Origin of the sequence: Bacillus cereus group sp. MYBK14-1, assembly GCF_051916885.1 — a bacterium.
Classification (GTDB): domain Bacteria; phylum Bacillota; class Bacilli; order Bacillales; family Bacillaceae_G; genus Bacillus_A; species Bacillus_A cereus.
Map to the genome: position 1 here is coordinate 136,291 of NZ_JBQAHM010000010.1, position 25,823 is coordinate 162,113.

Consider the following 25,823-nt stretch of genomic DNA (forward strand, 5'->3'; position numbering starts at 1 on the left):
AAATATATTAAAATAATAAGACGAATGTATCTTATTTGTAAATTTTAATATTATACTATTTTAAAGTAAAATAATATTTGATATTATTTTATTGAGTCAATTTCAACAAAATCACCAATAAAAAAGAGGACGCGGTTCGCGTCCTCTTTTTTATAAATCTTTCACTCGTAATACACGCATTGCATTTAACACTGCAAGTAGTGTCACACCAACATCTGAGAAAACAGCTTCCCACATTGTTGCAATACCAAAGGCACCAAGTAATAAAACGATCCCTTTTACACCTAGAGCAAAGATGATATTTTGCCACACTATACTTCTTGTGCGTTTTGCAATTTTTACAGCTGTCGCAATTTTTGAAGGCTCATCAGTCATAATAACGATGTCTGCCGCTTCAATTGCTGCATCTGACCCTAAACCACCCATCGCAATACCAACGTCTGCACGGGCTAATACTGGTGTATCGTTAATACCGTCACCAACGAAGGCAATTTTTTCTTTTCCGTGCTTCGCTGCATCAATTTTTTCAATCTCTTCTACTTTTTGTTGCGGTAGTAATTCCGCATGAACTTCATCTAAGCCTAATTCTTTACCAACAGCTTCACCAACTGGTTTTGCATCACCAGTTAACATTACTGTCTTTTTAATACCTAGTTCTTTTAACTTTTGAATCGCTTGTTTCGAATCCTCTTTTACCTCATCAGAGATAACAATATAACCTGCATATCTTCCATCTACAGCAACGTGAACTAATGTACCTACTGTTTCTGGTTGCTTAAATTCAATATTTTCTTTTCTCATTAATTTTGCATTACCTGCAAAAATTTCTTTTCCTTGTACTTTTACGACTGTACCGTGACCAGAAATTTCGTTATAATCATCGATTATTTTTTCATCAATTGATTTTCCATATGCCTTTCGAATAGATTGGGCAATTGGATGGTTAGAATATACTTCAGCAAATGCCGCATACTCTAATAACTCTTCACTTGTAGTACCTTCGCTCGGTTCCATTTTTGTAACTTTGAAAACACCTTTTGTTAATGTTCCTGTTTTGTCAAAAACAATATATTTCACATCATTTAAAGCTTCTAAATAGTTACTACCTTTTACTAACACACCACTTTTAGATGCACCACCAATACCTCCAAAGAATCCAAGAGGAATGGATACAACTAACGCACATGGACAAGAGATTACTAAGAACACTAAAGCTCTATAAATCCACTCAGAGAATGTAGCTCCTTCTAAAATAAGTGGTGGAATAAACGCCATGATTGCCGCTGTAATAACTACAACTGGAGTGTAGTAACGTGCAAACTTCGTAATAAAGTTTTCCGTTGGTGCTTTTTTACTGCTTGCATTTTGAACTAAATCTAAAATTTTCGATACAGTTGATTCACCGAATTCTTTTGTAACTTCAATTGTCAACACACCGTTTTGGTTCACAAAGCCACTTAATACATCATTTCCAACTTCAACTTCACGTGGTACAGATTCACCTGTTAATGCTGAAGTATCTACCATTGATGTTCCTTCAATTACTTTTCCGTCTAACGGCACTTTCTCACCTGGCTTAACGATAATATAATCGCCAATTTGTACATCTTCTGGTGATACTTGTTTCGTTTCATTTCCAACCTTTACATTCGCATAATCAGGACGAATATCCATTAATGAAGTAATTGATTTTCGAGAGCGGTTTACCGCAATGCTTTGGAATAGTTCTCCTACTTGATAAAATAGCATTACTGCTACAGCTTCTGAGTATTGTTGAATTGCAAAAGCTCCTACAGTTGCAATTGCCATTAAGAAGTTTTCATCAAATACTTGGCCACGAGTTATGTTTCTTACCGCTCTCCAAACGATATCTCCACCTATTAATAAATAAGCAAGGACGAATAACGGAATTGTTACCATTTGTGGTAAGCCCGCTAATGCAGCAATTGCTGTCAAAATTCCGCCGACCACTAATCTCCCTACCATCTTTTTCACATTTGCTTCACCATGATCATGACTATGCCCGTGGTCATGACCGTTCTTCTCTTCACGAACAACTTTCACGTCTGGCTCTAACTTTTGAACGACATTTGTTATATTTGCTACAGTCGCTTCTAGTTCTCTTTTATTCGCAACTTCTACTCGTAGTTTCTTCGATACGAAATCAACAGTTGCTTCTGAGACAGCTGGCATTTCCTTAACTTTATTTTCAATTTTCATTGCACAGTTCGCGCAATCTAAACCTTCTAATATAAATACTTCTTTAGCAATTTTATTTTTTTGTTCTTCTTGCACTTTAATATGCGGTTCTAATTTTGTAACGAGTTGTTTTGCTTCCGTAACAACTTCGTTTTCTTTATTTTGTGCCGTTTCTAAAATCATTGTCTTTGTTGCAAAGTTTACAGAGCAAGAATTTACTCCTTCTATATTCCCAACACCTTTTTCAATTTTCATTGCACAATTCGCACAATCTAAACCTTCTAACATCAGTTTCTTTTTCACTAACGCTTCAGCCATCGTTCTCCCTCCTCGCGTTCTTTTTATTCTTCTTCGTTTACGTGTTCAAACGCTTGCTCGAAGATATGAATTACGTGCTGGTCAGCTAACGAATAATAAACAACCTTTCCTTCTTTACGATTCTTCACAAGTTTCGCTTGCTTTAACACACGAAGCTGATGCGAAATAGATGATTGTGTCATTCCTAATAAATAAGCTAAATCACAAACGCACATTTCAGCTTCAAATAGCGCATGTAATATTCTCGTACGTGTACGGTCACCTAATACTTTAAATAGTTCTGCTACTTTACTTAAACTTTCATCAGTTGGAATTGTTTGTTTTACTTGCTCTACAACTTCTTCATGAATTATCGTTTGAGAACATGTCTCTTGTGGTGTTTCTACTTTATTTCCAGCCATTATAGCTCACCTCTTTAATTGAACATATGAACAATCATTCATGTATCTTATACTCTTATTATATGAGCGCCTACTCATATGTGTCAATGAAATCTGAATTTTTTTTATGAACATTCCGTTCACATTTTAATAAGTCGTATACATATTTTCCGCACCCTCTATATTCTCATACAAAAAAGGATGCACAATTCGCACACCCTTTTTCATATTCCGACATAAAAATTCAACAAAGTAATATACATTCCCTTTATTTCAACAAAAGAAAAAGCCTTGCGCGCTCCCTAGACGCACAAGGCTTACTATACTTATATCCCTTTTAATTAAGCTTTTAATTAGCTTGTTCTAAATTATCCTGCGAACTTCCATCGTCTTTTAAATGACTATGTTTTTTCGAATAAACAAAGTATACAACTACTCCAATTGCTAACCAAGCACCGAAGTACATCCATGTTTTTAATGGTAGATTTACCATTAAGAATAGACAACATGCAATCGAAATAATCGGCAAGATCGGTACAAGTGGTACCATAAATCCACGTTGTAATTTTGGATGTGTTTTACGAAGAATAATAACTGACACACCAACCATCGCAAATGTTAACAACGCTCCAATATTCGCTAAATTCGACAATTCTTTTAAATCGATAAATCCAGCAATTAAAGCACTACCAATTCCTGTTAACCAAACTGTAAATGTTGGCGCTTCTGTCTTTTTATTAATTTTCGCGAAAGATTCTGGCAATAAACCGTCACGGCTCATCGCAAAGAATACACGTGTCGTTGCATAAATGTAAGCAAAAATTACTGCCATAATACCAATTACAGCTCCAATTGCGATTACACCTGCTACTTTATCTTGTCCTACAACTTCTAACACATATGCCATAGCTTCTGGTACATCTAATTCTTTATAAGAAACCATACCCGTCATAACGAGACAAACTACAACATAAATGATTGTACAAATGACTAACGAAGCGATAATACCAATCGGTAGATCACGTTGCGGATTTTTTACCTCTTCAGCAGAAGTTGCTAATGCATCAAATCCTAAGAAAGCAAAGAATACTGCTGCTCCCCCCGCGAAAACTCCACTTAAACCGTACGGTGCAAATGGTATCCAGTTTTCTGGTTTCACGTAGAATACACCAACTGCAATGAATAAAACAACGATACCAATTTTAATTAATACCATTATGTTATTCACGCGTTTACTTTCTTTCGTACCTCTTGATAATAACCAAGTTATAACTAATGTAACGATAACTGCTGGTAAATTCACCATACCACCTTGAGACGGAATCGTTAGCAGTGCTTTTGGAATTTCAAGCCCTAATCCACTCACTAAGTTATGGAAGTAACCAGTCCATCCGCCAGCTACTGCGGCAGTCGTTACAACATATACGGATAGTAATGTCCATCCCATTAAATGAGCTACAAACTCACCAATTGTTGCATATGAGTATGTGTACACACTACCTGAAACAGGAAGTGTAGAAGCAACCTCTGCGTAACATAATGCTGCAAATCCACAAACGATGGCTGCAATCATGAATGAAAAAATAACTGCTGGACCAGCATCTCTTGCTGCTACTAATCCAGTTAATACTAGAACTCCTGTACCAATTATCGCACCAATCCCTAGCATTGTTAGGTCAAATGCCCCTAGCGTTTTCGTCAAAGTTTTACTTTTACTTTCCCCTAACAATTGCGTAACGGATTTCTTTTTAAATAGGTTGGCCACGATGTATGCCCCCTTTTGCCAAGAAGAGCTAAGAGATCTTCACTCTTAGCTCTTATCATGTTGTTTTATATATTGTTCGATTTTGTTTTGTATAATGCTTCTATTAGCAAGATACTGTTTCTGCTTCTAATAATTCTTTAGCACCTTTGTACTCTACACCGTGAGCTTCTGCAACTGCTTCGAATGTTACATAGCCATCTAATGTGTTAATACCTTTTAGTAATGCAGAGTTGCCTAGGCAAGCTTCTTTGTAGCCTTTGTTAGCAATTTGTACTGCATATGGTACTGTTACGTTTGTTAATGCAAGAGTTGATGTACGTGGAACCGCACCTGGCATGTTTGCAACTGCATAATGAACAACGCCGTGTTTTTCGTAAGTTGGGTTATCATGAGTTGTAATACGGTCAGTTGTTTCGAAAATACCACCTTGGTCAATCGCGATATCTACAACAACAGAACCTGGTTCCATTGATTTAATCATTTCTTCTGTTACAAGTTTTGGAGCTTTTGCACCTGGGATTAATACTGCACCGATTACAAGATCAGACTCTTTAACAGCTTCTGCAATATTGTAAGGATTAGACATTAAAGTTTTTACTTGGTTTCCGAAAATGTCATCTAATTGACGAAGACGTTCTGCGCTTAAGTCGATGATTGTTACATCCGCACCTAGTCCAACTGCAATTTTAGCAGCATTTGTACCAGCTTGTCCACCACCGATGATTGTTACTTTACCACGTTTAACCCCTGGAACACCTGCAAGTAAGATACCTTTACCGCCTTTGTTTTTCTCAAGGAATTGTGCACCAATTTGTGCAGCCATACGACCAGCTACTTCACTCATAGGTGCAAGTAATGGTAATGAACGGTTTTCTAATTGTACTGTTTCATATGCGATAGAAACAACTTTTTTCTCGATTAAAGCTTTTGTTAATTCTGGCTCTGGAGCTAAGTGTAAGTATGTGAACAAGATTAAGCCTTCACTGAAGTGTTTGTATTCGCTTTCAATTGGTTCCTTAACTTTCATAACCATTTCCATATTCCAAGCTTCTTCGGCTGTATCAACAATTTTTGCTCCCGCTTCAACATACTGAGCATCTGTGAAACCAGACCCTAAACCTGCACCCTTTTGAATGAATACTTCGTGATTGTTACGAATTAAATGTACAACACCTGCTGGTGTCATTGCCACACGGTTTTCGTTGTTTTTAATTTCTGCTGGTACCCCAATACGCATAATGAAATGCCCCCTTATAATTAACAGAAAAAAGAGATTCTTTTTTCTTTTTGTAATAATTAATAACTTATGTCCTTATTCTAGCATAACTTAAAAGTTATGAAAACGCTAACATATCATTTTCCTAAAGTTTTTATATTTAGAATAGTGTAAATATATAAAACATTGATTCTATTAGGGGTTTCGTGTCATTCCATTATCTTTCACTCTATTTTTATTATACTGCTTCAAAATAAACAGCAATCATTTATTATTTGACAATAATTTAACAATGTAAGAAACCTAAGCGATAACGTATACATATACAGTTATTACTTTACTCAATACTTTAGAGATATATTCTTTTCACAAAAAAACAGCTGCTAGCATTTAGCTAGCAGCTGGGTAACTTATAAATAACTTAGAAAATAGATCATCTGTCGTTTCAGTAATTTTATCAAACAGATCACTTTCTTCCGCTTCTTGCTCTTTTAACATCTTAATTGTTTCACGTGCATCTTCAGGGTAATCGGTTATAATACCATCTACGTTTAACTTATAATATGCCTTTAAATTTTCCATATCATTTACTGTCCATACGTAAATTGGTTTGTTTAACTTCCTTGCTTCTTTTACTAATTTCTTATTTAACATATATTCTTCTGCTACGTAAAAGTCAGCCTTCACATTCTTTAAGTTAGCTCTACTTGCATACAGTATATACCCTACTTTTATATCTGGATTTGCACGCTTAAACTCTTTAATAAGTGGATAGTGTAACGTTTGAATTACACATTGCTTCTCAAATTCATTATCTTTAATCGTTTTTAAGACTTTGTTTACAAAATCTTTTTCGCCCCCATGAAGCTTCACTTCTATATTAAGTTTGATTTTGCCATTTGCTAGCTTAATGATTTCATCAAGTGTACTTATTTGTCCTGAAAGTCCATCTTGACTAAGGGTAAGCTGCCTTAACTCAGCCATCGTTAAATCTGACACATGTACATTGGCATTTGCGAGACGTTTCAGCTTCAAATCATGTATAACCGCTAGCTCACCGTCTTTCGTTTGTAATACATCTATTTCAGCGTAGTCTGCTTTTGCATCAATAGCACCTTGCACAGCTTCTTTCGTATTTTCTACGCCTTTTGATATATACCCGCGGTGCGCCATAATAATCGGTTCTTTATACGAATTTGAAATAAACGTTACAATGAAGGCAACGACCATTCCCGCAGTAATAATCCCTACAATGTATACGCCAATGAATTTCCAACGATGTTTTTGGAAAAAGCATTTATCTGCTTTCGTTTTCGAATAATCTAATCCTTCTTCTAATAAAACATCTTCAACCGGTACCTTTTGTAAGTATAATCGCGTAATCGCCATAATATAAAATGGCGTCACGATAAAGCTGAATAAATACAATGTGCTCGTTAAAAATACCGAAATCGTTGATTCAGCTAATAATGCAAATGTTCCTTTCGGGCTTGTAAATTCATAAATACCCCATAGGCACAATAAATACATTCCCAAAAACATGACATATACAATTCCAATTGAAATAAAAAATCCTACTAAAAAGAATAGTACTTTAAAAAAGCTTTCCTTTACTAAAGTTGCACTTTTACGTGCTGCCACGCGAAATGGTTTTTGCTCTAAAACAACAATAGGTAGAACGAAAATCCATCTAAGATTCAAATACGCGACTACAGCAAAGAACGTGTAATAACCAACTTGTCCCATCGTTGTCTTAAACAGCTCTCCTGTAATAAAGTTAGGAATTTGAATTTGCGGGATTAATGCCGTTTCATATCCCATATTTAAAAGAGGCAACAATACGACAGCATATAAAATAAATCCTGGTAAGCAATATGTGAAAAGAGTAGGTAAATACGTTACCGTTTTATATAAAATCGGACGTAATTTCACCTTCTGTCTTTTATGAGCGAAATACGAAATAATAATAAGCACCGCAAATTCTGTAAAGATAAGAAACAGTGCTAACAATGATAAAATTACGATTGCTAAGATGCCATAAGGCGTCTTTAAAAACGCTAATAATTCATCATTTGTCGCATTTGCATAACCACCAAAATACAATAACTTATTAAAAATGATTCCAAATAGCGGAACAAACACAATCGCTGCTAATAATTTATAAGCAAGTTGAAAAGTTAATACATTCCAAAAGGCAAATTTAACTGTTTGAAAGGAATGTCTCATTACTCCTGGTATAGATAGTTTTTTACGGTGTTGCATATATTCCTCCAAATTCTAAAACGGTATTTGAGATGGATTCCATATTTCCAGTTCTAATCCATCTTTTTAATAATAATATATTCCGCTTAACATGAACACACTTATACATATAATGAAAAAAGTGATGGCTACTTCCCATCACTTTTTCATTTATTCTATTTTTTCTCTAGCCCTTGTCCAAATGCTTTCAAGAAGCTAAAACCGAATGTAATAGCTCTATTGATATCTGGATCTTTTAATACTTTAAAGAAATCCATCACTTTTGTTTTTTTACCACTATTTAATTCATCTGTTGCAAATTGCAATCCTGTAACTAAACTTGACGTAATTTGCTTCGTTATTTCTGAGTCAACTGAAGATAACGCTTCTCCTGCCCCCATCATATTATTTAACGCATTTTTAACGGGTTCACGATTTAATTGCTCCACAGCGATTTTTGAAACATCTTCCTTCGCAGCAAGTAAACTAATTGCCGCATCTAATATACCAGCCTTCTGCAACTGTGCTAAAAGCTGCATCGTTTCTTCTACTGCTTCACGATTATTAGATAGCTCATTTAGAAGTTCATCTGCTACTTGCTGTTTCTGTTCTTCCTCTGTTACAACTTTCTTTTTAATTACAGTAATTTCTTTCGCCACTATCTCCGCCCCCTAGTCCACAAGTGATACGTATTGTTTTCTTTGCCATTTTTGCTGGATTTCAACACCGTTTTGCGGATTACGCTTTTTATCTCTCGGGTTTGAAGATGGTAACGGACGATTCCCTTTTTCACGTAGTACACGCATCTTTACCATCGTTTGTTTGTACGCTGGTGTACACGTATAAAGATCTGTCGCCGTTCCAGTTAAAATATTGATTGCCTCTTCATTTACCGTTGCATGCATCGGTAAATATAGCTCTTTCCCCGTTACACGCTCTGTAACAAGTGCCTGTACTTTAATTTTCCCAAATGGTGATGCTAATTCTACAAGGCCACCATCTTTCACATTGCGCTCTAGGGCAAGTTCAGGCGAGATTTCAACGAACACTTCAGATACTTTAGATAAAATACCAGCCGATTTATTCGTCATATTCCCTTCGTGGAAATGTTCTAACATACGACCATTATTTAAAAGTAAATCATACTCATCTGGCGCTACAACTGGTGGTACCCATTCATCTAATGATAGACGAGCTAGTTTATCCGGGAAGTTAAATCCGTCCACATATAATAGCGGTGTATCGCTACCATCATGGCTACCCCAACATAAACTATTCCATCCTTCTAAACGATCGTATGTTGCCTGAGAATATAAAGGTGCAAGCGATGCAATTTCATCCATGATTTCACTTGGACTTTCATAATTCCAGTCCCCGCCAAGCGCACGAGCTACTTTTTGTAAAATCCACCAGTCTGGCTTTGAATCACCAAGCGGCTTCAATACTTCATATAATCTTTGAATACGGCGCTCTGTATTCGTAAATGTTCCCTCTTTTTCTAAGCTTGGTGCTGCCGGTAAAATAACATCAGCAAAACGAGCTGTTTTCGATAAGAACATATCTTGAACAACAAGGAAATCTAAATTCGCTAAAATATGTTGTACATGGTTGGCATTCGAATCTACTAAAGCCATTTCTTCACCCATAACATACATACCACGCAGTTTTCCTTCATCTGCCGCAAGTAACATTGCAATATTATTTAAGCCTGGTACTTTCGGAATTGTAGTACCGTATGCTTTTTCAAATTTCGCACGGAGCGCATCATCTGAAACCGCTTGGTAACCTGGAAGCCAGTTTGGTAATGTTGCCATATCACAAGCGCCTTGTACGTTATTATGTCCGCGTAATGGATATGCTCCTGCACCAGGACGACGATAATTACCCGTAACAAGCAATAGATTTGAAATTGCTGCTGAAGTTGTACTTCCTCCAGTATTTTGCGTTACACCCATTCCCCAAAGTACACAAGTACCATCTGCTTCATATACCATACGAGCCATTTCTTTCAGATTTTCTTTCGAAATCCCCGTAATTTCTTCTGTATAATCAAGCGTATACTTTTCTACCATTTTGCTATATTCATCAAAATTCTTCACATTTTCAGCTATGAACTTTTTATCGTGCCAATCTTGATCAATAATATATTTCGTAATACCAGCGAGCCATACATAATCAGTTCCTTGGCGCGGATGAATGAATAAATCCGCACGCTCTGCCATTTCATGTTTACGAAGATCCGCCACAATTAATTTTTGGTCATGTAATTTATGAGCACGTTTTACACGCGTTGCAAGTACAGGATGCCCTTCTGTCGGATTTGCTCCAACGATAATGACAAGGCCTGCTTCCGCAATATCTTTCACTGTTCCAGCGTCCCCGCCCATACCGACAGTTTTAAATAAACCGTCTGTTGCTGGAGATTGACAATAACGGGAACAGTTGTCTACATTATTCGTTCCATATATTTGACGGGCTAGTTTTTGCATAAGATAATTTTCTTCATTCGTTACTTTCGAAGAAGAAATAAACCCAAATGCATCACTTCCATATTCTGATTTAATATGCTGCATATTGGATGCAACAACTTCAAGAGCCTCTTCCCATGAAGCTTCAACAAACATATCCCCTTGGCGAATTAATGGCTTTGTAATACGATCTTCACTGTTTACAAAATCCCATCCAAATTTGCCTTTTACACATGTTGAAATACCGTTAACCGGCGCATCTGAAACAGGCTGCACTTTCAAAATGTGGCGGTCTTTCGTCCATACTTCAAATGAACAACCTACACCACAAAATGTACAAACTGTTTTTGTTTTATTCACTTTCGTCTTACGCATCGCAGCCTCTACTTCTGAAACTGCTAAAATACTACTATATCCCGGCTCTACATCCTTTACAAAATCAATCATCGGATCTAACACATCCGGTTTCAATCCTGTCATGAATCCAGCTTCACCTAACATTGATTTCTCCATCAACGCATTACATGGACATACTGTTACACATTGCCCGCAACTTACACAAGATGAGTCATTTATACTTACACCATTGTCCCATATAACACGTGGACGGTCTAAGCTCCAGTCTATCGATATAGTTTCATTCACTTGTAAGTTTTGACATACTTCTACACACTGTCCACAAGCAATACATTGATTTGGATCATATCGATAAAACGGATGTGACATATCCACTTCACACGCACTTACTTTTGGCTCATACGGATATTTCTGTTCCTCAATTCCCATCATATGTACTGTATTGTGGACTTTACAGTTACCATTATTGTTATCACAAACGGTACAATACAGTAGATGATTCTCTAATATTCGATCCATTGCCTCAGTCTGTGCCTCTTTTGCACGCTGGGACTGTCTTTCGATATGCATACCGTTCTCTAATTTCGTTGAACAAGCACGCAATAACTTTCCATTTACTTCTACAATACACGTATCACAAGTTTGAATTGGATCTACTTCTGGTACATGACAAATTTGAGGATGTTCCAAATTACTCTCGTTAAATAATTGTAGTATCGTCTTTTCACCTGATGCAGAAAATTCTTTACCATCGACGGTTACACGGACTGTCTGTTCTGCCATAGTTTCCCCACTCCTTACAACCAACTGTACAACACAATCATGAATCCGTTTTCAAAATCGCATTACTGTACATTTTTTTGAAACGCTCTACCCAAATACTTTCTTATGAAGTCGATTCTAGATGTTATAAGGTATAACTACGAAAGCTTGAAAATATCACTATTCTACAGTTCTATTATATCGTACATATACAATAATAACCAAAATAATCTGTGATCTTCTTGTTAATAGGTGTTTTTATTTTTCCCATTGTTTTATGATAAATGTGGGAGAGAAATACATATAAAAGGGGAATTAAATATGGGGCCTACGCAAGAGACTTATACAATTGTACGTTATCAATCTGGTACATTTTCAAAACAACTTGATGAGATTGTTACAGAATCTCCTATTACTATTAAATTGAATGGTGAAGAATATGTAACAGTCGTATGCACCCCAAATTATATTGAAGATATGGTAATTGGTTTTTTAATTTCTGAGGGGATTATTTCTTCCTATAACGATGTTGAAGAACTATGGGTTCAAAAAGATAACGGAATTGTCCATGTAAAATCATCAAAAGTGAATCCGCTCTATCAAACTTTATATAATAAACGATACGTCACTTCTTGCTGCGGAAAAGGTAGACAAGGTTTTATTTTCGTAAACGATGCGGCAAAAGCAAAAGACTTACATGATATACATGTAAAAATTACTCCTGAAGAATGTTTTTACTTAATGAATACTTTACAACAATCTTCCACTACCTTTCGCCAAACTGGTGGTGTTCACAATACCGCGCTATGTGATCGAAATAATATCCTTCTATCAAGAATGGATATCGGAAGACATAATGCATTAGACAAAATATACGGTCATTGTTTACGCAATGATATATCTGTTAAAGGAAAAATTATCGCATTTAGCGGACGTATTTCATCTGAAATTTTACTCAAAGTTTCAAAAATCGGATGTGAAATTGTTCTATCTAAATCTGCCCCAACAAAACTAGCATTGCAACTGGCTCACGATTTAGGCATTACAGTCGTAGGATTTATCAGAAATGAATCCTGCAATATTTACACACATCCACATCGAATTGATGGTTATCAATCGAATAACTAAAATAACTCCTCAATTGAGGAGTTATTTTAGTTATGAAAATGTAATATATTAAAGACTTGAATAGTTAATAAAGTTAATATATAATTTCGTTACATATTAAAAAACAAAACATTGTAGCATATATCTTTTCATTCTTTTACAAATTAAAAGAGACTGCTAACAAAACACATACACACTCTTATAAAAGTAATGGATTTATTTTATTTGAAATCGACCAAGGAGGTTACAACTATGGAAATTCGCTTATTAACGACAGAGGACGCAGAAATATATTTAAAAGTTTGTATGGAAGGTTTAACGAAGAACCCGGAAGCTTTTAGCTCTTCCTATGAAGATGTTTTGAAACATGAGGATCCTGTAGCTGCTATGGCAAAACGATTAAGCAATCCGGATAAGTATACTCTAGGGGTCTTCAAAGATAACGATTTAATTGGTATCGCTACTTTAGAAACAAAGCCTTTCATTAAACAAGAACATAAAGCAAAAATCGGTTCCGTTTTCGTTTCCCCAAAAGCGCGTGGCCTTGGAGCAGGACGAGCTCTTATTAAAGCAATTATTGAAAATGCCGATAAATTACATGTAGAACAACTTATGCTCGATGTTGTAGTTGGTAACGCTGGTGCCAAAAAATTATATGAATCATTAGGTTTCCAGACTTACGGCGTACAAGAGCGTTCATTAAAACATAACGGTCAATATTGGGACGAGGAACATATGGTTCTGTTCTTAAATGATTAATACTTCAATATAGTTTTCCAAAAGCATCTTTTTATTAAGAAAGATGCTTTTTTCATTACAACAATGTAATCTTCATGTCACCTTTATCGATCGTACCAAACCTTTCCATTCATTATACTAAAAATATAAAGTGAAACTTTACTCAGTGGGGAACTACATCCCACGCTGATCGCATGTACTTGATATGTAGAGGAGAATGTGACATGAAACAAAACAAACGAGCTATGCTTTTAATATTTACTACAGCAATTGTAACTTCTGGATTAGCAATTTTACCTTGGTTTATTATATGAACACTCCCCCTAACAATGAAAAAAGCTGATTGCTTCTTAAGAAGCAATCAGCTTTTTTTATATTATAAAATCCCCAAAATTTTATTTACGCAACTTATAATAATAACCATAGATACGGCAACGCACATGACAACCGTATTACGATCTTGCTTTTCTTTTTTTGAAATTTCTTCTTTTGAATTCATGTGTATGATCTCCTTTTAAAAAAAGTGTGAGATAGGAAATTTTTCTTATCCGATGCGAGGTGAATACGAAAACCCTCTCTATCTCACATACACAATAGAATGGAATTGTCATTTTATAAATAAAATGACATGACGTTATGTCGCAACATAGGGTATTTTGTGTCGCTACGTTTTCTATTATAAAAAATAGTTGTGCAAAACTAGTGCATTTTTTATGTCAATTACTCTGAGCGAAAAAATCAGCCCTCCATTCAATCACATAAAAAGAGTTTTTTATTATTTTCATGTAAACTATACAAGTAGAATGAACAGTTTGGGGTGCACAAGATTATGGTAAAAATTTTATTAGTAGACGATGAAGAACGTATGTTACGATTATTAGATCTGTTCTTAAGCCCTCGCGGCTATTTTTGTATGAAAGCTACCTCTGGCCTTGAAGCACTAAAATTAATCGAACAAAAAGAATTCGATATTATTTTATTAGATGTTATGATGCCAAGTATGGATGGATGGGATACTTGCTATCAAATTCGTCAAATTTCCAACGTTCCTATCATTATGTTAACAGCTCGCAACCAAAACTACGATATGGTGAAAGGCCTCACGATGGGCGCAGATGATTATATTACAAAACCATTTGATGAGCATGTATTAGTCGCACGAATCGAGGCTATATTACGCCGTACAAAAAAAGATGGCTTTGTTAGTTTCAATGGTATTGAGTGGGATAAAACGAAACATACTGTCACAGTTTATGATGAAAAAATCTCATTAACTCCTATCGAATTTTCGTTACTCGGACTATTTTTACAAAATACAAACCGTGCTTATAGCCGAGATGATTTAATCGAAAAAATTTGGGGCTATGAAACAGATATCGAATATAGAACAATTGACTCACACATTCGTAATATCCGTGATAAACTACGCAAAAAAGGATTTCCGATTGAAGATTACCTAGAAACGGTCTATAAAGTCGGATATAAATGGAAAAGTGAATAATTACTTCGGTCAGTGGGAAATCGTATACCACTGACTCTTTATTATGAATAAGGTATGGTGAAAAAATGAGTAAACTTTCCCTTAAAATTGGGACATACTTTTTAATATTAGCTTTATGTATTGAAACAATTGCTTTCGTATCTTTTTATAAAAGCCTTTCAAAAATGCGTATTGTAGAGGAAACAGATGCTCTTTTAGAGAAAGGTAATCGCTATAGTAAAAAAATTAAAAGCCGCGAGAGACGGGATGAATATTATAAAGAAATGAAACACGCTGAACATAATAAAAATCCTAAACGTCCTGTGTACCCTGAGTTCGATATTACGAATGAGGCTGCACACTTAGTTGAATCGGAATCAATTTCTAACTCCGATATAGCTATCATTATTACTGACCATAATGGCAAAATTATTTCCACCTCAGAACCCGTAACAAAAGATATGCAAAAACAACTTACTTGTAAAACAGAAACTGTCCCAGACGGCGGATTGGTCGTTGAAAGGAACTGGAAAAAATCAAAGTTCATCACAACAGTAAGCCCACTTAACACAACAAAGTTTCAAGGAAAGCTATATATGTTATTAAAAACATCTTTCCTAGAAAATATGTTACTTAAACTCATGAACCAATTTCTTATCATTAGCGTTTTAACAATTATTTTAACAACAATTTCTGTCTTTGTTTTTTCACGCGTTATTACAGAACCACTTGTAAAAATGAAGAGAGCGACAGAAAAAATGTCAAAATTAAACAAGCCAATTCAATTAGGTATTAAACGAAATGATGAACTCGGAAGTTTAGCAAAAACAATTGAAGATTTATCGAGTGAACTTACGTATATGAAAAAAGAGCGCAATGAATTTCTCGCTAGTGTCGCTCATGAACTATTAACTCCATTGACCTATATGAAAGGTTATGCGAAGGTAGCAAAGAGAGACTCTTTAACAAAAGAGGAGCGAGAAGAATACTTACAAATTATTGAGGATGAAACGGATAGTGTAACCGATCTCGTCCAAGATTTATTTATGCTTGTACAATTAGAACAACACCAATTTGTTATAAAAAAACAAAAAGTGCTTCTTCAGCCATTTTTAGAACGAATGGTAGAAAAAACAAAAACAACATTAACAAATAAGCAAATGCAACTTCATGTATATTGCAAAGATGATTTAGAAGTTTGTATAGACGAAAGACGTATGGAACAAGTTATGTTAAATTTATTACACAACGCTTATCAACATTCGCCAGAAAACACAGCCATTACGATACGTGTACTCATGGAAACAGATTCTTTTACAATAAGTGTACAAGATGAAGGTGAAGGTATTCCTGAAGAAGATATCCCGCATATATTTGACCGTTTTTATCGTGTCGATAAATCTAGAACACGAGCTACAGGCGGAAAAGGTATCGGGCTAGCTGTTGCAAAGGAAATTGTAGAATTGCATAACGGTTCTATTCTAGTAACAAGCCAATTAGGAGCGGGAACAAACTTTATAATCGAGCTACCTTTTGAATAATATGCGTGTGAAAACACCAGTAGCAGTAAACACTACTGGTGTTATTTTGTTCATAAAAACAGCTCATATAAGCTAAGCTTTTGAAATTATTCTTATTTCAATATAAAATAAAGGTACATTTGCAAAGATTTGGAGGGTGATATAATTGGATATCCATGTATTAACAAAAGACGAAGCAGAAATTTACTTAGAACTTCGCGTAGAAGGATTAAAGCAAAACCCTGAAGCATTCAGCTCTTCTTATGAAGATATTATTAATAAAGAGTGTGCGATTGAATATAAAGCACAAAAATTAGCACAAGATGAAAACTATACGCTAGGTGCATTTAAAGATGGAAAATTAATCGGGGTTGCAACACTGGAAACGAAACCATATGTAAAACAAGAACATAAAGCTAAAATCGGTTCTGTATATGTATCTCCAAAAGCGCGCGGACTTGGAGCAGGAAAAGCACTTATTAAAGAATGTCTTGAGCTTGCTAAATCTTTAGAAGTAGAACAAGTTATGCTTGATGTTGTTGTTGGCAACGATGGAGCGAAAAAACTTTATGAATCATTAGGTTTTAAAACATTCGGTGTACAAGAACGTTCATTAAAATATAACGGACAATATTGGGACGAAGAGCATATGGTCTTATTCTTAGATGAAAATAAATAATAAAAAACATCCTCATGTTTGGAGGATGTTTTTTACTTTCTTGTAAACCATGCCGTGTGTAATAATTGAATCGCTTTCGCAATTTCTTCCTCTGATAATATCGCAAACCCAAGTAAAACTACATTTTCAGGTGCAGTATCGTCTTTATAGTACGTAGACACAGGATATATTTTGATACTATGTTTCGCAGCTTCTTGAATTAATTCTTCTTCCCGCATTCCATTATGCACTTTTAATAAAATGTGTAATCCTGAATCTTCTCCTATCACTTCAACACGATTAGAGAAATACTTCTCTATTTCAAAAACAAGTCGATCTCTCTTCTTTCGGTAGACGACACGCATTTTATGAATATGTTTTTCCCAATAGCCTTCATTTAAAAATCTTCTAATCACTTCTTGGTCCATTCTTGAAACACTTTGTGTATAAAATAAATATTGCTGTTGATACTTTTTAATTAATTTCTTCGGCAACACCATATAGCTCATCCGTAGCGATGGTAATAATGCTTTAGATAGCGTCCCCATATAAATAACTTTCCCCTCTGTATCTAACCCTTGCAGCGCCGGTATAGGCTTTCCAGAATAGCGAAATTCACTATCATAATCATCTTCAATAATATACCTGCTCTCTTTTTTCTTGGCCCATTGTAAAAGTTGCATCCTTCTCGTAATAGGCATAATCATTCCATACGGAAACTGATGGGAAGGTGTAACAAATACAACATTCGCATTGCTATTTTCTAAATCTGCAATACAAATTCCATCTCTATCTAAAGATAACATTTGGACTCTTGCTTCTCCCTGTTCAAAAACAACCATCTTTCTATGATACCCTGGGTTTTCAACTGCATAATTGCTTCCCTTTAACAATTGAAACAACAGTTTCACTAATATTTGTGTTCCCGCTCCTAATACAATTTGACTAGCTGAACAACGTACACCTCTAGATTCATACAAATAATTCGTAATCTCTTCTCTTAAGCTCGCTTCTCCTTGAGGGTGTCCTAGAAAGAGAAGTTCGTTATTATGCGGCTGCCATATTTCATTTACAATTTTCCGATACATATTGAATGGAAAAGCATTTGTATCAATTCCTGTTTGTGTAAAATCAAATTTATAACTCTTCTCCTGAAACGGTACTTCTTCTATTCTCTCTCCGCTATCCTCTATATGAGCCATTTGCTCAATCTTGCATACAAAATAACCTTTTCTCGATATTGACTCAATATAACCTTCTGCAAGTAATTGTTCGTACGCTGCCTCTACTGTATTTTTACTTACTTGTAAATGTATCGCTAACTTTCGCTTAGCCGGTAATTTCGTAAAAGGGACAATTGATCCATCTTTAATCTCTTTTTTTATATACTCATACAATTGCACATATAATGCCTTTTTACTATTCATATTTAAATTAGGCGTTAATTCTAACATAGTATCTGACCCCTTAATAAAACTAAAATCTGATACTTTTTACAGTACCAGAAGTTATATATAATTCCTATTATCATGTCACACATAAAAAATCAAATACCGGAGAGGAGAAACATGATAATGAACAATGGTAGACGTATCGGACTTATTATGATTATTACAGGGGCTACATTATGGGGATTATCTGGTCCAATGATTCAGTGGCTATTTCAGCATACTAATGTATCCTCAATTGATTTTTTAACAATTCGATTGTTGCTTGCAGGAATATTTATTTTGTCTTTCTTACTTATAAAGAAACAAAATATATTTCAAATTTGGAAACACCCTAGATATTCTATACAACTTATTATTTTTTCTATTCTCGGCATGCTCGGTGCGCAATACGCCTTTATCGAAACGGTTCATATTAGTAATGCAGTCACAGCAACGCTATTTCAATTTCTAGGTCCTGTTCTTATTACCATGTATGTTGCATTTGAACAAAGAAAATTCCCTGCTTCCATGCAACTATTCGCAATTATAGCCGCGCTAATAGGAACATACTTTATTATTACAAATGGCTCAATTGAAAATATTGTTTTATCCAAAGAAGCTATTATTTTTGGACTATTAACAGCAATCGGATTTGCATTTTATACCCTTCATCCGGCTTCTCTCATTAAAGAATGCGGGACAACTGTAGTAATTGGTTGGGGGATGTTAATCGGAGGAATTGCACTACTTATTTATAATCGTTCATTCGGGTGGAATCAATTTTCACAAACCCTTACACTAAAAACTTTTTCTATGCTTATTCTTATCATTATTAGTGGTACCCTTTCTTTCCTTCTATATATCGGTAGTCTTAAATATTTAGCAGCAACAGAAACAAGCATTTTATCTAGCATTGAACCCCTTGTAGCTGCCATCGTTTCAATCACTTGGCTAAATGAATCTTTTGGAACATATCAATTATTAGGCGGCGTATGTATCGTTCTGTCCGTTATTTTTTTGACGATGCCTCAAAAAGAAGCCGAACCAACCTATACAACGGAACAAATATAAAATGAAACTTTAATTAGTGGGGACTATCTCCCACTAATTATTAACCTACACCAATCGGGCTTTTACGGGATAAAAATGTCAAAAGAGGTCGTACAAAACTTACGACCTCTTTTTATACTTTAAAGGAATTGTCCCGCCTTCTAGCAAATACAATTACACTAACAATAAAAACTAGGAGTGTGGCACCATGAAAAAAATCGGAACTATGCTACTTCTCTCCTTCCTCATCACTGGATGCACACAAACGCAACCGGATTCAAAAGAACAAAAAAAAGACGTAATAGCAACGTCATCCACTCAAGTGAACGCACCTTCCTTCTTTCACCTTAGTGTTTTAAAAGATGTAAATTGGGAAGAAACACCTTCTTTCATAGAAGGAAAAATGCCTTTAAAAGGCATCGAAGGTAAAGTCGCAATGGCTGATAGTCCTATTATCGCAAATGAACAAAATGAAATAATGTGGCACTTTCTAGATTCTGAAATACCAACTGGAAAATTGTCTATTATTGCGCTAAAACAAGGATCTGTAACTCCGACACAAGTACTCTTTCAAAAAGAAACTTCCAAACAAACTTGGACTACTTCAAATACAATCGATTCTACTACAAACGAACTCCCTCTCACTATGTCACTACCTTCATCTGGATTATGGTTATTAAATATATATGTGAATGAAAAATATTATGATCAGTTTGTAATCACTGCTGAGTAAAGTGACAAAAATAAACCACTTTCTTACAACAATGTAATTTCTACGTCATGTACTTCAATAGTTGAATTATCTCTCTTCTCTTATACTTAAAGTAAGAAATGAAACGAGGAGAGATGAGAGATGAAAAAAATGATAGAAGTGATCGTAGCAGTAACTGAGGTTTTAGTGAATGGTAAACAAGTTGCAATGGAATTAAATAAATAGTGAAGAAACATAAATAATTCTACACTTCTTCATTATTTTGATTTCTTATCTCAAAAAAGCAGTGCCTTTTAGGCACTGCTTTTCGCTATTAATAACGTGGTATTTTCGTAATTTGTGCCACGCCTGAATCAATAGCTGCTTTCGCTACTGCTTCTGCAACACTTGGAACAACTCTTTTATCTAATGGATTCGGGATTACATAATTCGCATTACGTTCTTCATCAGTAATGATGTTAGCGATCCCATATGCTGCCGCTAATTTCATCTCTTCTGTAATATCAGTTGCGCGCACATCTAACGCACCGCGGAATATTCCGGGAAACGCCAATACATTATTTACTTGATTCGCATAATCCGAGCGTCCAGTTCCTACTACAGCTGCCCCAGCCTCTAATGCATCCTCAGGGAAGATTTCTGGAATTGGATTCGCCATTGCAAACACAATTGCTTTCTCATTCATCGTCTGTACAAGTTCTTTCGTTAATACGTTAGGAGCAGATACGCCAATAAAAATATCAGCTTGGTGAATTGCTTCTTTTAACGTTCCACGCACATGTTCACGATTTGTCTTTTTTGAAACTTCAATTTGTGCTTCGTTCATCCATGTTTCACCTTCACAAACAATACCTTCTAGGCTAACTAACGTAATGTGCTTTGCACCAGCCTTTAATAATAATTTTCCAATTGCAATTCCTGCCGAACCCGCACCGTTAATAACGATTTTCACATTATCCATTTGTTTGCTAACAACTTTTAATGCATTAATAACAGCTGCTAAAACGACAATAGCTGTTCCATGTTGATCATCATGGAATACAGGAATATTCGTTTCTTCTTTTAATCGTTTTTCAATTTCAAAACAACGCGGTGCTGCAATATCTTCTAAATTAATCCCTGCAAATGTAGGCTCTAAATTTTTTACAAGGGTAACGATTTCATCTACATCCGTTGTGCCTAAACATAATGGGAAAGCATCTACATTCGCAAACTTCTTAAACAAAATACTTTTTCCTTCCATAACAGGCATAGCCGCTTTCGGTCCAATGTTTCCTAAACCGAGTACCGCTGTTCCATCTGAAACAACTGCCACCATATTGCCACGTGCTGTATAGTCATACACTGTTTCTTCATCTGCCGCAATTGCTTTACACGACTCCGCTACACCTGGTGTATACGTCAGGCTTAAATCATCCGCTGAATTTACCTCCACTTTACTTGTAATTTCAATTTTCCCTACTAATTCTTTATGCAATAACAATGATCTTTCATTAATTTGATTTGCTAACATACTTATAATCTCCCCTTAATTTGACAAGCTAGCTATATGAATATAGCTAGCTTGTTTGATCATGAAAACATTTTTAATAATATTGTCGCCGTTACAACCATTGCCGCCCCGCCTAAACGAGTTGAAATTTGCGCGAACGGCATTAATTCCATACGATTTGAAGCCGATAAAATAGCAACATCTCCAGTTCCGCCTAAACCGCTATGACATCCAGTTACAATCGCCGATTCAACTGGATACATCTTCATCACTTTCCCTACAAGAAAACCTGATGCTACCATTGTAAGAACAACCGATGCGCACACAACAACATATCCTACTGAAAGAACTGCTGCTACGTCTTTTAACGGAATATATAGCAATCCTAATCCAACCATTAAAGGCCAAGTTAAATTCTTCGAAATAAATTTATATAAATGGAATGCTCCTTGCTCCATTTTTGCTGGCATTAATTTAAAGTATTTCACAAGTGCTGCTGAAAAAATCATAATGATTGCCCCAGGAATACCGATGAACTTAGAAGCAAATCCTCCAAAGATGAAGAACGTACACGCAATTAATAAACCTGCTCCCATTAATGAGAAGTCAATTGGCTTCTCTGTATTTTGTTCTTTTAATAATTCTGCTTGATTGTCTGTTTTCACTAATACACCGTTACCACTAAGCTCCGGTTTCTTCTCACCTAAACGCTTCATATACCCTGCACTTACAATTGCGAACATATTTCCAATAATAGCTGCTGGAATAAGCTGTGATACAAACGTCGCTGATGATTCATTTAAAATATCACTATAAGCTAGCGACAATGGTAAAATCCCTTCCCCGATACCACCACTCACAATTGGTACGATGATAAAGAAGAATGTGTGCTTCATTTCAAATCCAAATAATGAACCGACCAATAACCCTACTGCTACAGAAGCTAACGTCCCTACTACTAAAGGAATAAACATACGAACGAAACCTTGTACTAACACTTTACGGTTCATTCCTAAAATACTTCCGACTACTAAACAAGAAATATATAAATATAAAAAGTTCGATTTTTTCATTAACATAGTCGCAGCTTCCATTGAAGCTGGATTCATCCAGTTAAAAAATACAAGTAATGATGGAATAAATAACGAAAGTATTGCTGGACCGCCGATATTTTTTAAAATTGGAATTCTCATCCCAATATCGCCTAAGAAAATCCCCATGATCATAATAACTGCAAATCCACCAATCATATCTGCTGGCAATTTATTATATACAGATGCCCCATAAATAATAGCAGCCAATACTACATATAACGGTAAAGGTATAACACCGATTTTTACATTCATAATTTTAGAAGCGAAAGATTCTCTTTGTACTTCATTTCCTTCAGAAAATGATACCGCTTCCACATTCTTTTGAATTCCCATATGGCACCCCCTCGTTTTCTTAATAACAATATTAAAACGCTTTCAATAGTAAAAATAGTTTTTGTAAGTTTTGTAATTGATTTTGTAATTAAAAAAAGTATAAGCGACTTATATTAAGTCGCTTATACGTAAAACTCTATTTTCTTTTGATCAACACATCTTAATTTACTTACAGGTCTGCCCACATGTTGGTACATCATTTCGTTTTCTAACACTCCAATGTCAGTCAAAAACATTACATATTTTCGAATAGAAACTCTTGAAATTCCAACTAATTGTGCCATTTCATCTGTTGTAAACACTCTTCCATTCAACGACTCGATCTTCTGCCAAATTAATTGCAACGTTTGCTTCGTTAACCCTTTCGGAAGCTCTTTCGTGACAGTAGGCTCCCTTTTTTCTTTTTGTAAAATTAACGAATCTAATTCCGATTGACTAATTTTTTGTTGTTCTTTCATGAAAGTAAGTTTTTCTCGATATATAGTTAATGCCTCTTTAAATCGTTCAAATGTAAATGGTTTAATTAAATAATCTACTACACCATATTGTAATGCTTTTTTAATACTTCCCATATCATGTACAGCTGAAATCATTATAATATCAATTTCTTTTTCTTGGTTCCGGATATACATTAAAAGCTCAAAACCAGTCTCTTCAGGCATAAAAATATCAAGTAATACTAAATCTACTCGTGATTTCTCTAATATTTCGATCGCCGACTTTACTGAGTTAACTGCTTGAACAAGTTCAAATCCTCCTACTTGCTCTAAATAATGCGTATTTAGCATTGCTACCATCGGGTCATCTTCTACAATTAAAACTTTAATCATATTTGCCTCTCATCCCTACCTTTAGGTATTTCAATTGTTATCGTTGTTCCCTTACCTACTAATGAATGCATATGAATTTCCCCATTTATTCGCTGTATACTTTCTTTTACAAGATACAAACCATAACCGCGGTTATCTCCCTTTGTGGAATAACCTTTCGTAAATAATTGCTCTATTTCTTTTTCTTGTATACCTTTTCCCGTATCTTGTACTGTAATAGTTAGTATATCCCCATGTTGTATCTTAACTTCAACTCGCTTCTTTTCACAATTCGTAACTGCCTCTAATGCATTATCAATTAAATTTCCGACAATCGTAATAAGTTCATGAGTAATACTTTCATCATCTATTTCCGGCATATAAGAATCTTCACTTATAATTAATTTTATATTTTTCTCTCTAGCATAGCTGAGCTTACCTAGTAAAAAACCAGCAAATACTGAACTTTTTATTCTTTTCATAACTCCACCAATTTCATATTGATGCTCTGATACCATGCCGCTTATATACTTCTGTAATTCTTCATACTGCTTCATATGTGTAAGCCCTAATACGACATGCATCTTATTCATAAACTCATGAGATTGTGCCCGTAATGCTTCTGCATATAGTCTAATACCAGTTAGTTCCTCTGCTAGTTTTCTAATCTCTGTTTTATCACGAAATGTTGCAATTGCACCAACTATTTCTCCTTTTACATATAAAGGAACTCGATTCGTCACAATCGTAATTCCATAAATATTTTGTTCTTCGTTTAATTGTACTTCTCCCGTTTGCAATACTTCTTTTATACGTGAATTTGGCATATACAACTCAACATCTTTACCGATAAAATCTTCTTCAAGTCCGCTTTTTTTAAATAGACGTTTCGCTTCATTATTAATTAATGTTACTCTAGCCTCTTTATCTACAGCAATAATACCTTCCTTTACAGATTGTAGCATCGTATTTCTTTCTTCAAGAATTTTTGCTATCCTGTGCGGCTCAAGACCGAATAAACTTTTCTTTATATGTCTAGCTAGCAATATTGCTCCTATAATTCCGACTAATACACCAACTCCGACACCAATATAAATGATATGTCTACTTTCCTTAACTCTCTCTTTTACATTATCTGCTGAAATACCAACAGCCACAGCTCCAAGTTGTTCACCTGTTTCAGAAAATATTGGTACAAACACTCGCATGGAAATACCTAAAGTTCCTTCTGCTAACGATACATGTTCTTTTCCTTTCAATGCAGGCCCTTCATCTCCCCCAATAAAATGATGCCCTATTTTTTGAGGATTTGGATGTGACTTTCTTATTCCATTCATGTCCATAACTACAATAAACTGAACACCTGTGTTTTGTAATATTCTATTTGTATACGTTTGGATTGCAGAGGTATCTGCTTTCCCAACCAAACCATCGATTACAATCGAATCATTCGCCACAATGTGTGCAATTGTTTTTGCCTTCTCTGCTTGGCTATCCTCCGTCGTCCGTTCTACATTATGACTAATTAATATATCTGTCACAAGTAAAGAAAAAATTACAACTGTACAAACTAACAATGTAATCGTTTTCCATAAATTCCATAGTCTTTTTCTTTTTTTCATCCCGTTAATGACTCCCCTAATTGCTGAATAGAAAAATAAGTAAGGTGATATTATTTTCACCTTACTTATCTG

General features: G+C 35.2%; 20 protein-coding genes. 7 read left to right on the forward strand and 13 right to left on the reverse strand.

Going from position 1 to position 25,823, the window contains the following annotated elements; all coding sequences use genetic code 11:
• Positions 1-150 precede the first annotated feature (150 nt).
• From ACTFR3_RS22360 to fdhF, 7 genes are all read right to left on the reverse strand, one after another.
• The gene (locus ACTFR3_RS22360; protein ID WP_000796569.1) at positions 151-2,517 is read right to left on the reverse strand and encodes a heavy metal translocating P-type ATPase; all 2,367 of its coding nucleotides are present in this window, start codon (positions 2,515-2,517) and stop codon (positions 151-153) included.
• Positions 2,518-2,540: 23 nt separating this feature from the next.
• A complete protein-coding gene (locus ACTFR3_RS22365) occupies positions 2,541-2,918 on the reverse strand; it encodes an ArsR/SmtB family transcription factor (protein ID WP_000918378.1) in 378 nt (125 codons plus the stop codon).
• A 328-nt stretch (positions 2,919-3,246) separates the two neighbouring features.
• Positions 3,247-4,662, reverse strand: coding sequence for an amino acid permease (locus tag ACTFR3_RS22370; protein WP_001284893.1), 1,416 nt, complete (start codon positions 4,660-4,662; stop codon positions 3,247-3,249).
• 103 nt (positions 4,663-4,765) lie between these two features.
• Positions 4,766-5,899: an alanine dehydrogenase gene (gene ald / locus ACTFR3_RS22375; RefSeq protein WP_001219742.1), complete on the reverse strand. Its 1,134-nt coding sequence runs from the start codon at positions 5,897-5,899 to the stop codon at positions 4,766-4,768.
• Positions 5,900-6,268: 369 nt separating this feature from the next.
• Positions 6,269-8,140: a glycerophosphoryl diester phosphodiesterase membrane domain-containing protein gene (locus ACTFR3_RS22380; RefSeq protein WP_001164714.1), complete on the reverse strand. Its 1,872-nt coding sequence runs from the start codon at positions 8,138-8,140 to the stop codon at positions 6,269-6,271.
• A gap of 155 nt (positions 8,141-8,295) precedes the next feature.
• Entirely contained in the window at positions 8,296-8,778 is a 483-nt protein-coding gene (locus ACTFR3_RS22385) for a DUF1641 domain-containing protein (protein ID WP_001040541.1), read from the reverse strand.
• A 12-nt stretch (positions 8,779-8,790) separates the two neighbouring features.
• Positions 8,791-11,727 (reverse strand): formate dehydrogenase subunit alpha, encoded by a 2,937-nt coding sequence (gene fdhF, locus ACTFR3_RS22390; protein ID WP_440044814.1) that lies wholly within the window; start codon positions 11,725-11,727, stop codon positions 8,791-8,793.
• A gap of 300 nt (positions 11,728-12,027) precedes the next feature.
• Here fdhF and fdhD point away from each other — a divergent pair, with 300 nt between their 5' ends.
• Together fdhD and ACTFR3_RS22400 are read left to right on the forward strand one after the other, a co-directional pair.
• Positions 12,028-12,834 carry a formate dehydrogenase accessory sulfurtransferase FdhD gene (gene fdhD, locus ACTFR3_RS22395; protein WP_061456760.1) on the forward strand — a complete coding sequence of 269 codons (807 nt, stop codon included), beginning with the start codon at positions 12,028-12,030 and terminating at the stop codon, positions 12,832-12,834.
• A 231-nt stretch (positions 12,835-13,065) separates the two neighbouring features.
• On the forward strand, positions 13,066-13,572 hold the full coding sequence (locus ACTFR3_RS22400) for a GNAT family N-acetyltransferase (RefSeq protein WP_000405874.1): 507 nt from the start codon (positions 13,066-13,068) through the stop codon (positions 13,570-13,572).
• Between the two features lie 355 nt (positions 13,573-13,927).
• On the opposite strand, the gene ACTFR3_RS22405 is transcribed toward ACTFR3_RS22400, so the two are convergent.
• Positions 13,928-14,050, reverse strand: a complete 123-nt coding sequence (locus ACTFR3_RS22405) for a hypothetical protein (RefSeq protein ID WP_001085006.1) — start codon at positions 14,048-14,050, stop codon at positions 13,928-13,930.
• Between the two features lie 330 nt (positions 14,051-14,380).
• Here ACTFR3_RS22405 and ACTFR3_RS22410 point away from each other — a divergent pair, with 330 nt between their 5' ends.
• From ACTFR3_RS22410 to ACTFR3_RS22420, 3 genes are all read left to right on the forward strand, one after another.
• Positions 14,381-15,052 carry a response regulator transcription factor gene (locus tag ACTFR3_RS22410; protein ID WP_000238957.1) on the forward strand — a complete coding sequence of 224 codons (672 nt, stop codon included), beginning with the start codon at positions 14,381-14,383 and terminating at the stop codon, positions 15,050-15,052.
• 65 nt (positions 15,053-15,117) lie between these two features.
• The gene (locus ACTFR3_RS22415) at positions 15,118-16,572 is read left to right on the forward strand and encodes a HAMP domain-containing sensor histidine kinase (protein WP_000041022.1); all 1,455 of its coding nucleotides are present in this window, start codon (positions 15,118-15,120) and stop codon (positions 16,570-16,572) included.
• Positions 16,573-16,717: 145 nt separating this feature from the next.
• A complete protein-coding gene (locus ACTFR3_RS22420; RefSeq protein ID WP_000351212.1) occupies positions 16,718-17,230 on the forward strand; it encodes a GNAT family N-acetyltransferase in 513 nt (170 codons plus the stop codon).
• A 32-nt stretch (positions 17,231-17,262) separates the two neighbouring features.
• Here the strand turns inward: ACTFR3_RS22420 and pdxR are convergent, their stop codons facing one another.
• Positions 17,263-18,663 (reverse strand): MocR-like pyridoxine biosynthesis transcription factor PdxR, encoded by a 1,401-nt coding sequence (gene pdxR, locus ACTFR3_RS22425; protein WP_440044815.1) that lies wholly within the window; start codon positions 18,661-18,663, stop codon positions 17,263-17,265.
• Positions 18,664-18,783: 120 nt separating this feature from the next.
• Here pdxR and ACTFR3_RS22430 point away from each other — a divergent pair, with 120 nt between their 5' ends.
• Complete coding sequence (locus tag ACTFR3_RS22430) at positions 18,784-19,710, forward strand: DMT family transporter (RefSeq protein WP_440044816.1); 927 nt, start codon at positions 18,784-18,786, stop codon at positions 19,708-19,710.
• Positions 19,711-19,897: 187 nt separating this feature from the next.
• Positions 19,898-20,422 (forward strand): DUF4871 domain-containing protein, encoded by a 525-nt coding sequence (locus ACTFR3_RS22435; RefSeq protein ID WP_440044817.1) that lies wholly within the window; start codon positions 19,898-19,900, stop codon positions 20,420-20,422.
• 292 nt (positions 20,423-20,714) lie between these two features.
• Here ACTFR3_RS22435 and ACTFR3_RS22440 read toward each other — a convergent pair whose 3' ends face one another.
• From ACTFR3_RS22440 to ACTFR3_RS22455, 4 genes are all read right to left on the reverse strand, one after another.
• Positions 20,715-21,914: an NAD(P)-dependent malic enzyme gene (locus tag ACTFR3_RS22440; RefSeq protein ID WP_000880780.1), complete on the reverse strand. Its 1,200-nt coding sequence runs from the start codon at positions 21,912-21,914 to the stop codon at positions 20,715-20,717.
• A gap of 59 nt (positions 21,915-21,973) precedes the next feature.
• Entirely contained in the window at positions 21,974-23,320 is a 1,347-nt protein-coding gene (locus ACTFR3_RS22445; RefSeq protein WP_000512722.1) for a 2-hydroxycarboxylate transporter family protein, read from the reverse strand.
• A 122-nt stretch (positions 23,321-23,442) separates the two neighbouring features.
• Positions 23,443-24,150, reverse strand: a complete 708-nt coding sequence (locus tag ACTFR3_RS22450) for a response regulator (protein ID WP_000598666.1) — start codon at positions 24,148-24,150, stop codon at positions 23,443-23,445.
• Positions 24,147-25,751: a sensor histidine kinase gene (locus tag ACTFR3_RS22455; protein ID WP_440044818.1), complete on the reverse strand. Its 1,605-nt coding sequence runs from the start codon at positions 25,749-25,751 to the stop codon at positions 24,147-24,149. The genes ACTFR3_RS22450 and ACTFR3_RS22455 overlap by 4 nt, the downstream gene beginning before the upstream one ends.
• Positions 25,752-25,823 lie beyond the last annotated feature (72 nt).

Bases quoted from the DNA above. Each gene is read 5' to 3' on its own strand.
- ACTFR3_RS22360 (WP_000796569.1), bottom strand. From the start codon at position 2,517: ATGGCTGAAGCGTTAGTGAAAAAGAAACTGATGTTAGAAGGTTTAGAT.
- ACTFR3_RS22365 (WP_000918378.1), bottom strand. From the start codon at position 2,918: ATGGCTGGAAATAAAGTAGAAACACCACAAGAGACATGTTCTCAAACG.
- ald (WP_001219742.1), bottom strand. From the start codon at position 5,899: ATGCGTATTGGGGTACCAGCAGAAATTAAAAACAACGAAAACCGTGTG.
- ACTFR3_RS22380 (WP_001164714.1), bottom strand. From the start codon at position 8,140: ATGCAACACCGTAAAAAACTATCTATACCAGGAGTAATGAGACATTCC.
- fdhF (WP_440044814.1), bottom strand. From the start codon at position 11,727: ATGGCAGAACAGACAGTCCGTGTAACCGTCGATGGTAAAGAATTTTCT.
- fdhD (WP_061456760.1), top strand. From the start codon at position 12,028: ATGGGGCCTACGCAAGAGACTTATACAATTGTACGTTATCAATCTGGT.
- ACTFR3_RS22400 (WP_000405874.1), top strand. From the start codon at position 13,066: ATGGAAATTCGCTTATTAACGACAGAGGACGCAGAAATATATTTAAAA.
- ACTFR3_RS22405 (WP_001085006.1), bottom strand. From the start codon at position 14,050: ATGAATTCAAAAGAAGAAATTTCAAAAAAAGAAAAGCAAGATCGTAAT.
- ACTFR3_RS22410 (WP_000238957.1), top strand. From the start codon at position 14,381: ATGGTAAAAATTTTATTAGTAGACGATGAAGAACGTATGTTACGATTA.
- ACTFR3_RS22415 (WP_000041022.1), top strand. From the start codon at position 15,118: ATGAGTAAACTTTCCCTTAAAATTGGGACATACTTTTTAATATTAGCT.
- pdxR (WP_440044815.1), bottom strand. From the start codon at position 18,663: ATGTTAGAATTAACGCCTAATTTAAATATGAATAGTAAAAAGGCATTA.
- ACTFR3_RS22430 (WP_440044816.1), top strand. From the start codon at position 18,784: ATGAACAATGGTAGACGTATCGGACTTATTATGATTATTACAGGGGCT.
- ACTFR3_RS22435 (WP_440044817.1), top strand. From the start codon at position 19,898: ATGAAAAAAATCGGAACTATGCTACTTCTCTCCTTCCTCATCACTGGA.
- ACTFR3_RS22440 (WP_000880780.1), bottom strand. From the start codon at position 21,914: ATGTTAGCAAATCAAATTAATGAAAGATCATTGTTATTGCATAAAGAA.
- ACTFR3_RS22445 (WP_000512722.1), bottom strand. From the start codon at position 23,320: ATGGGAATTCAAAAGAATGTGGAAGCGGTATCATTTTCTGAAGGAAAT.
- ACTFR3_RS22450 (WP_000598666.1), bottom strand. From the start codon at position 24,150: ATGATTAAAGTTTTAATTGTAGAAGATGACCCGATGGTAGCAATGCTA.
- ACTFR3_RS22455 (WP_440044818.1), bottom strand. From the start codon at position 25,751: ATGAAAAAAAGAAAAAGACTATGGAATTTATGGAAAACGATTACATTG.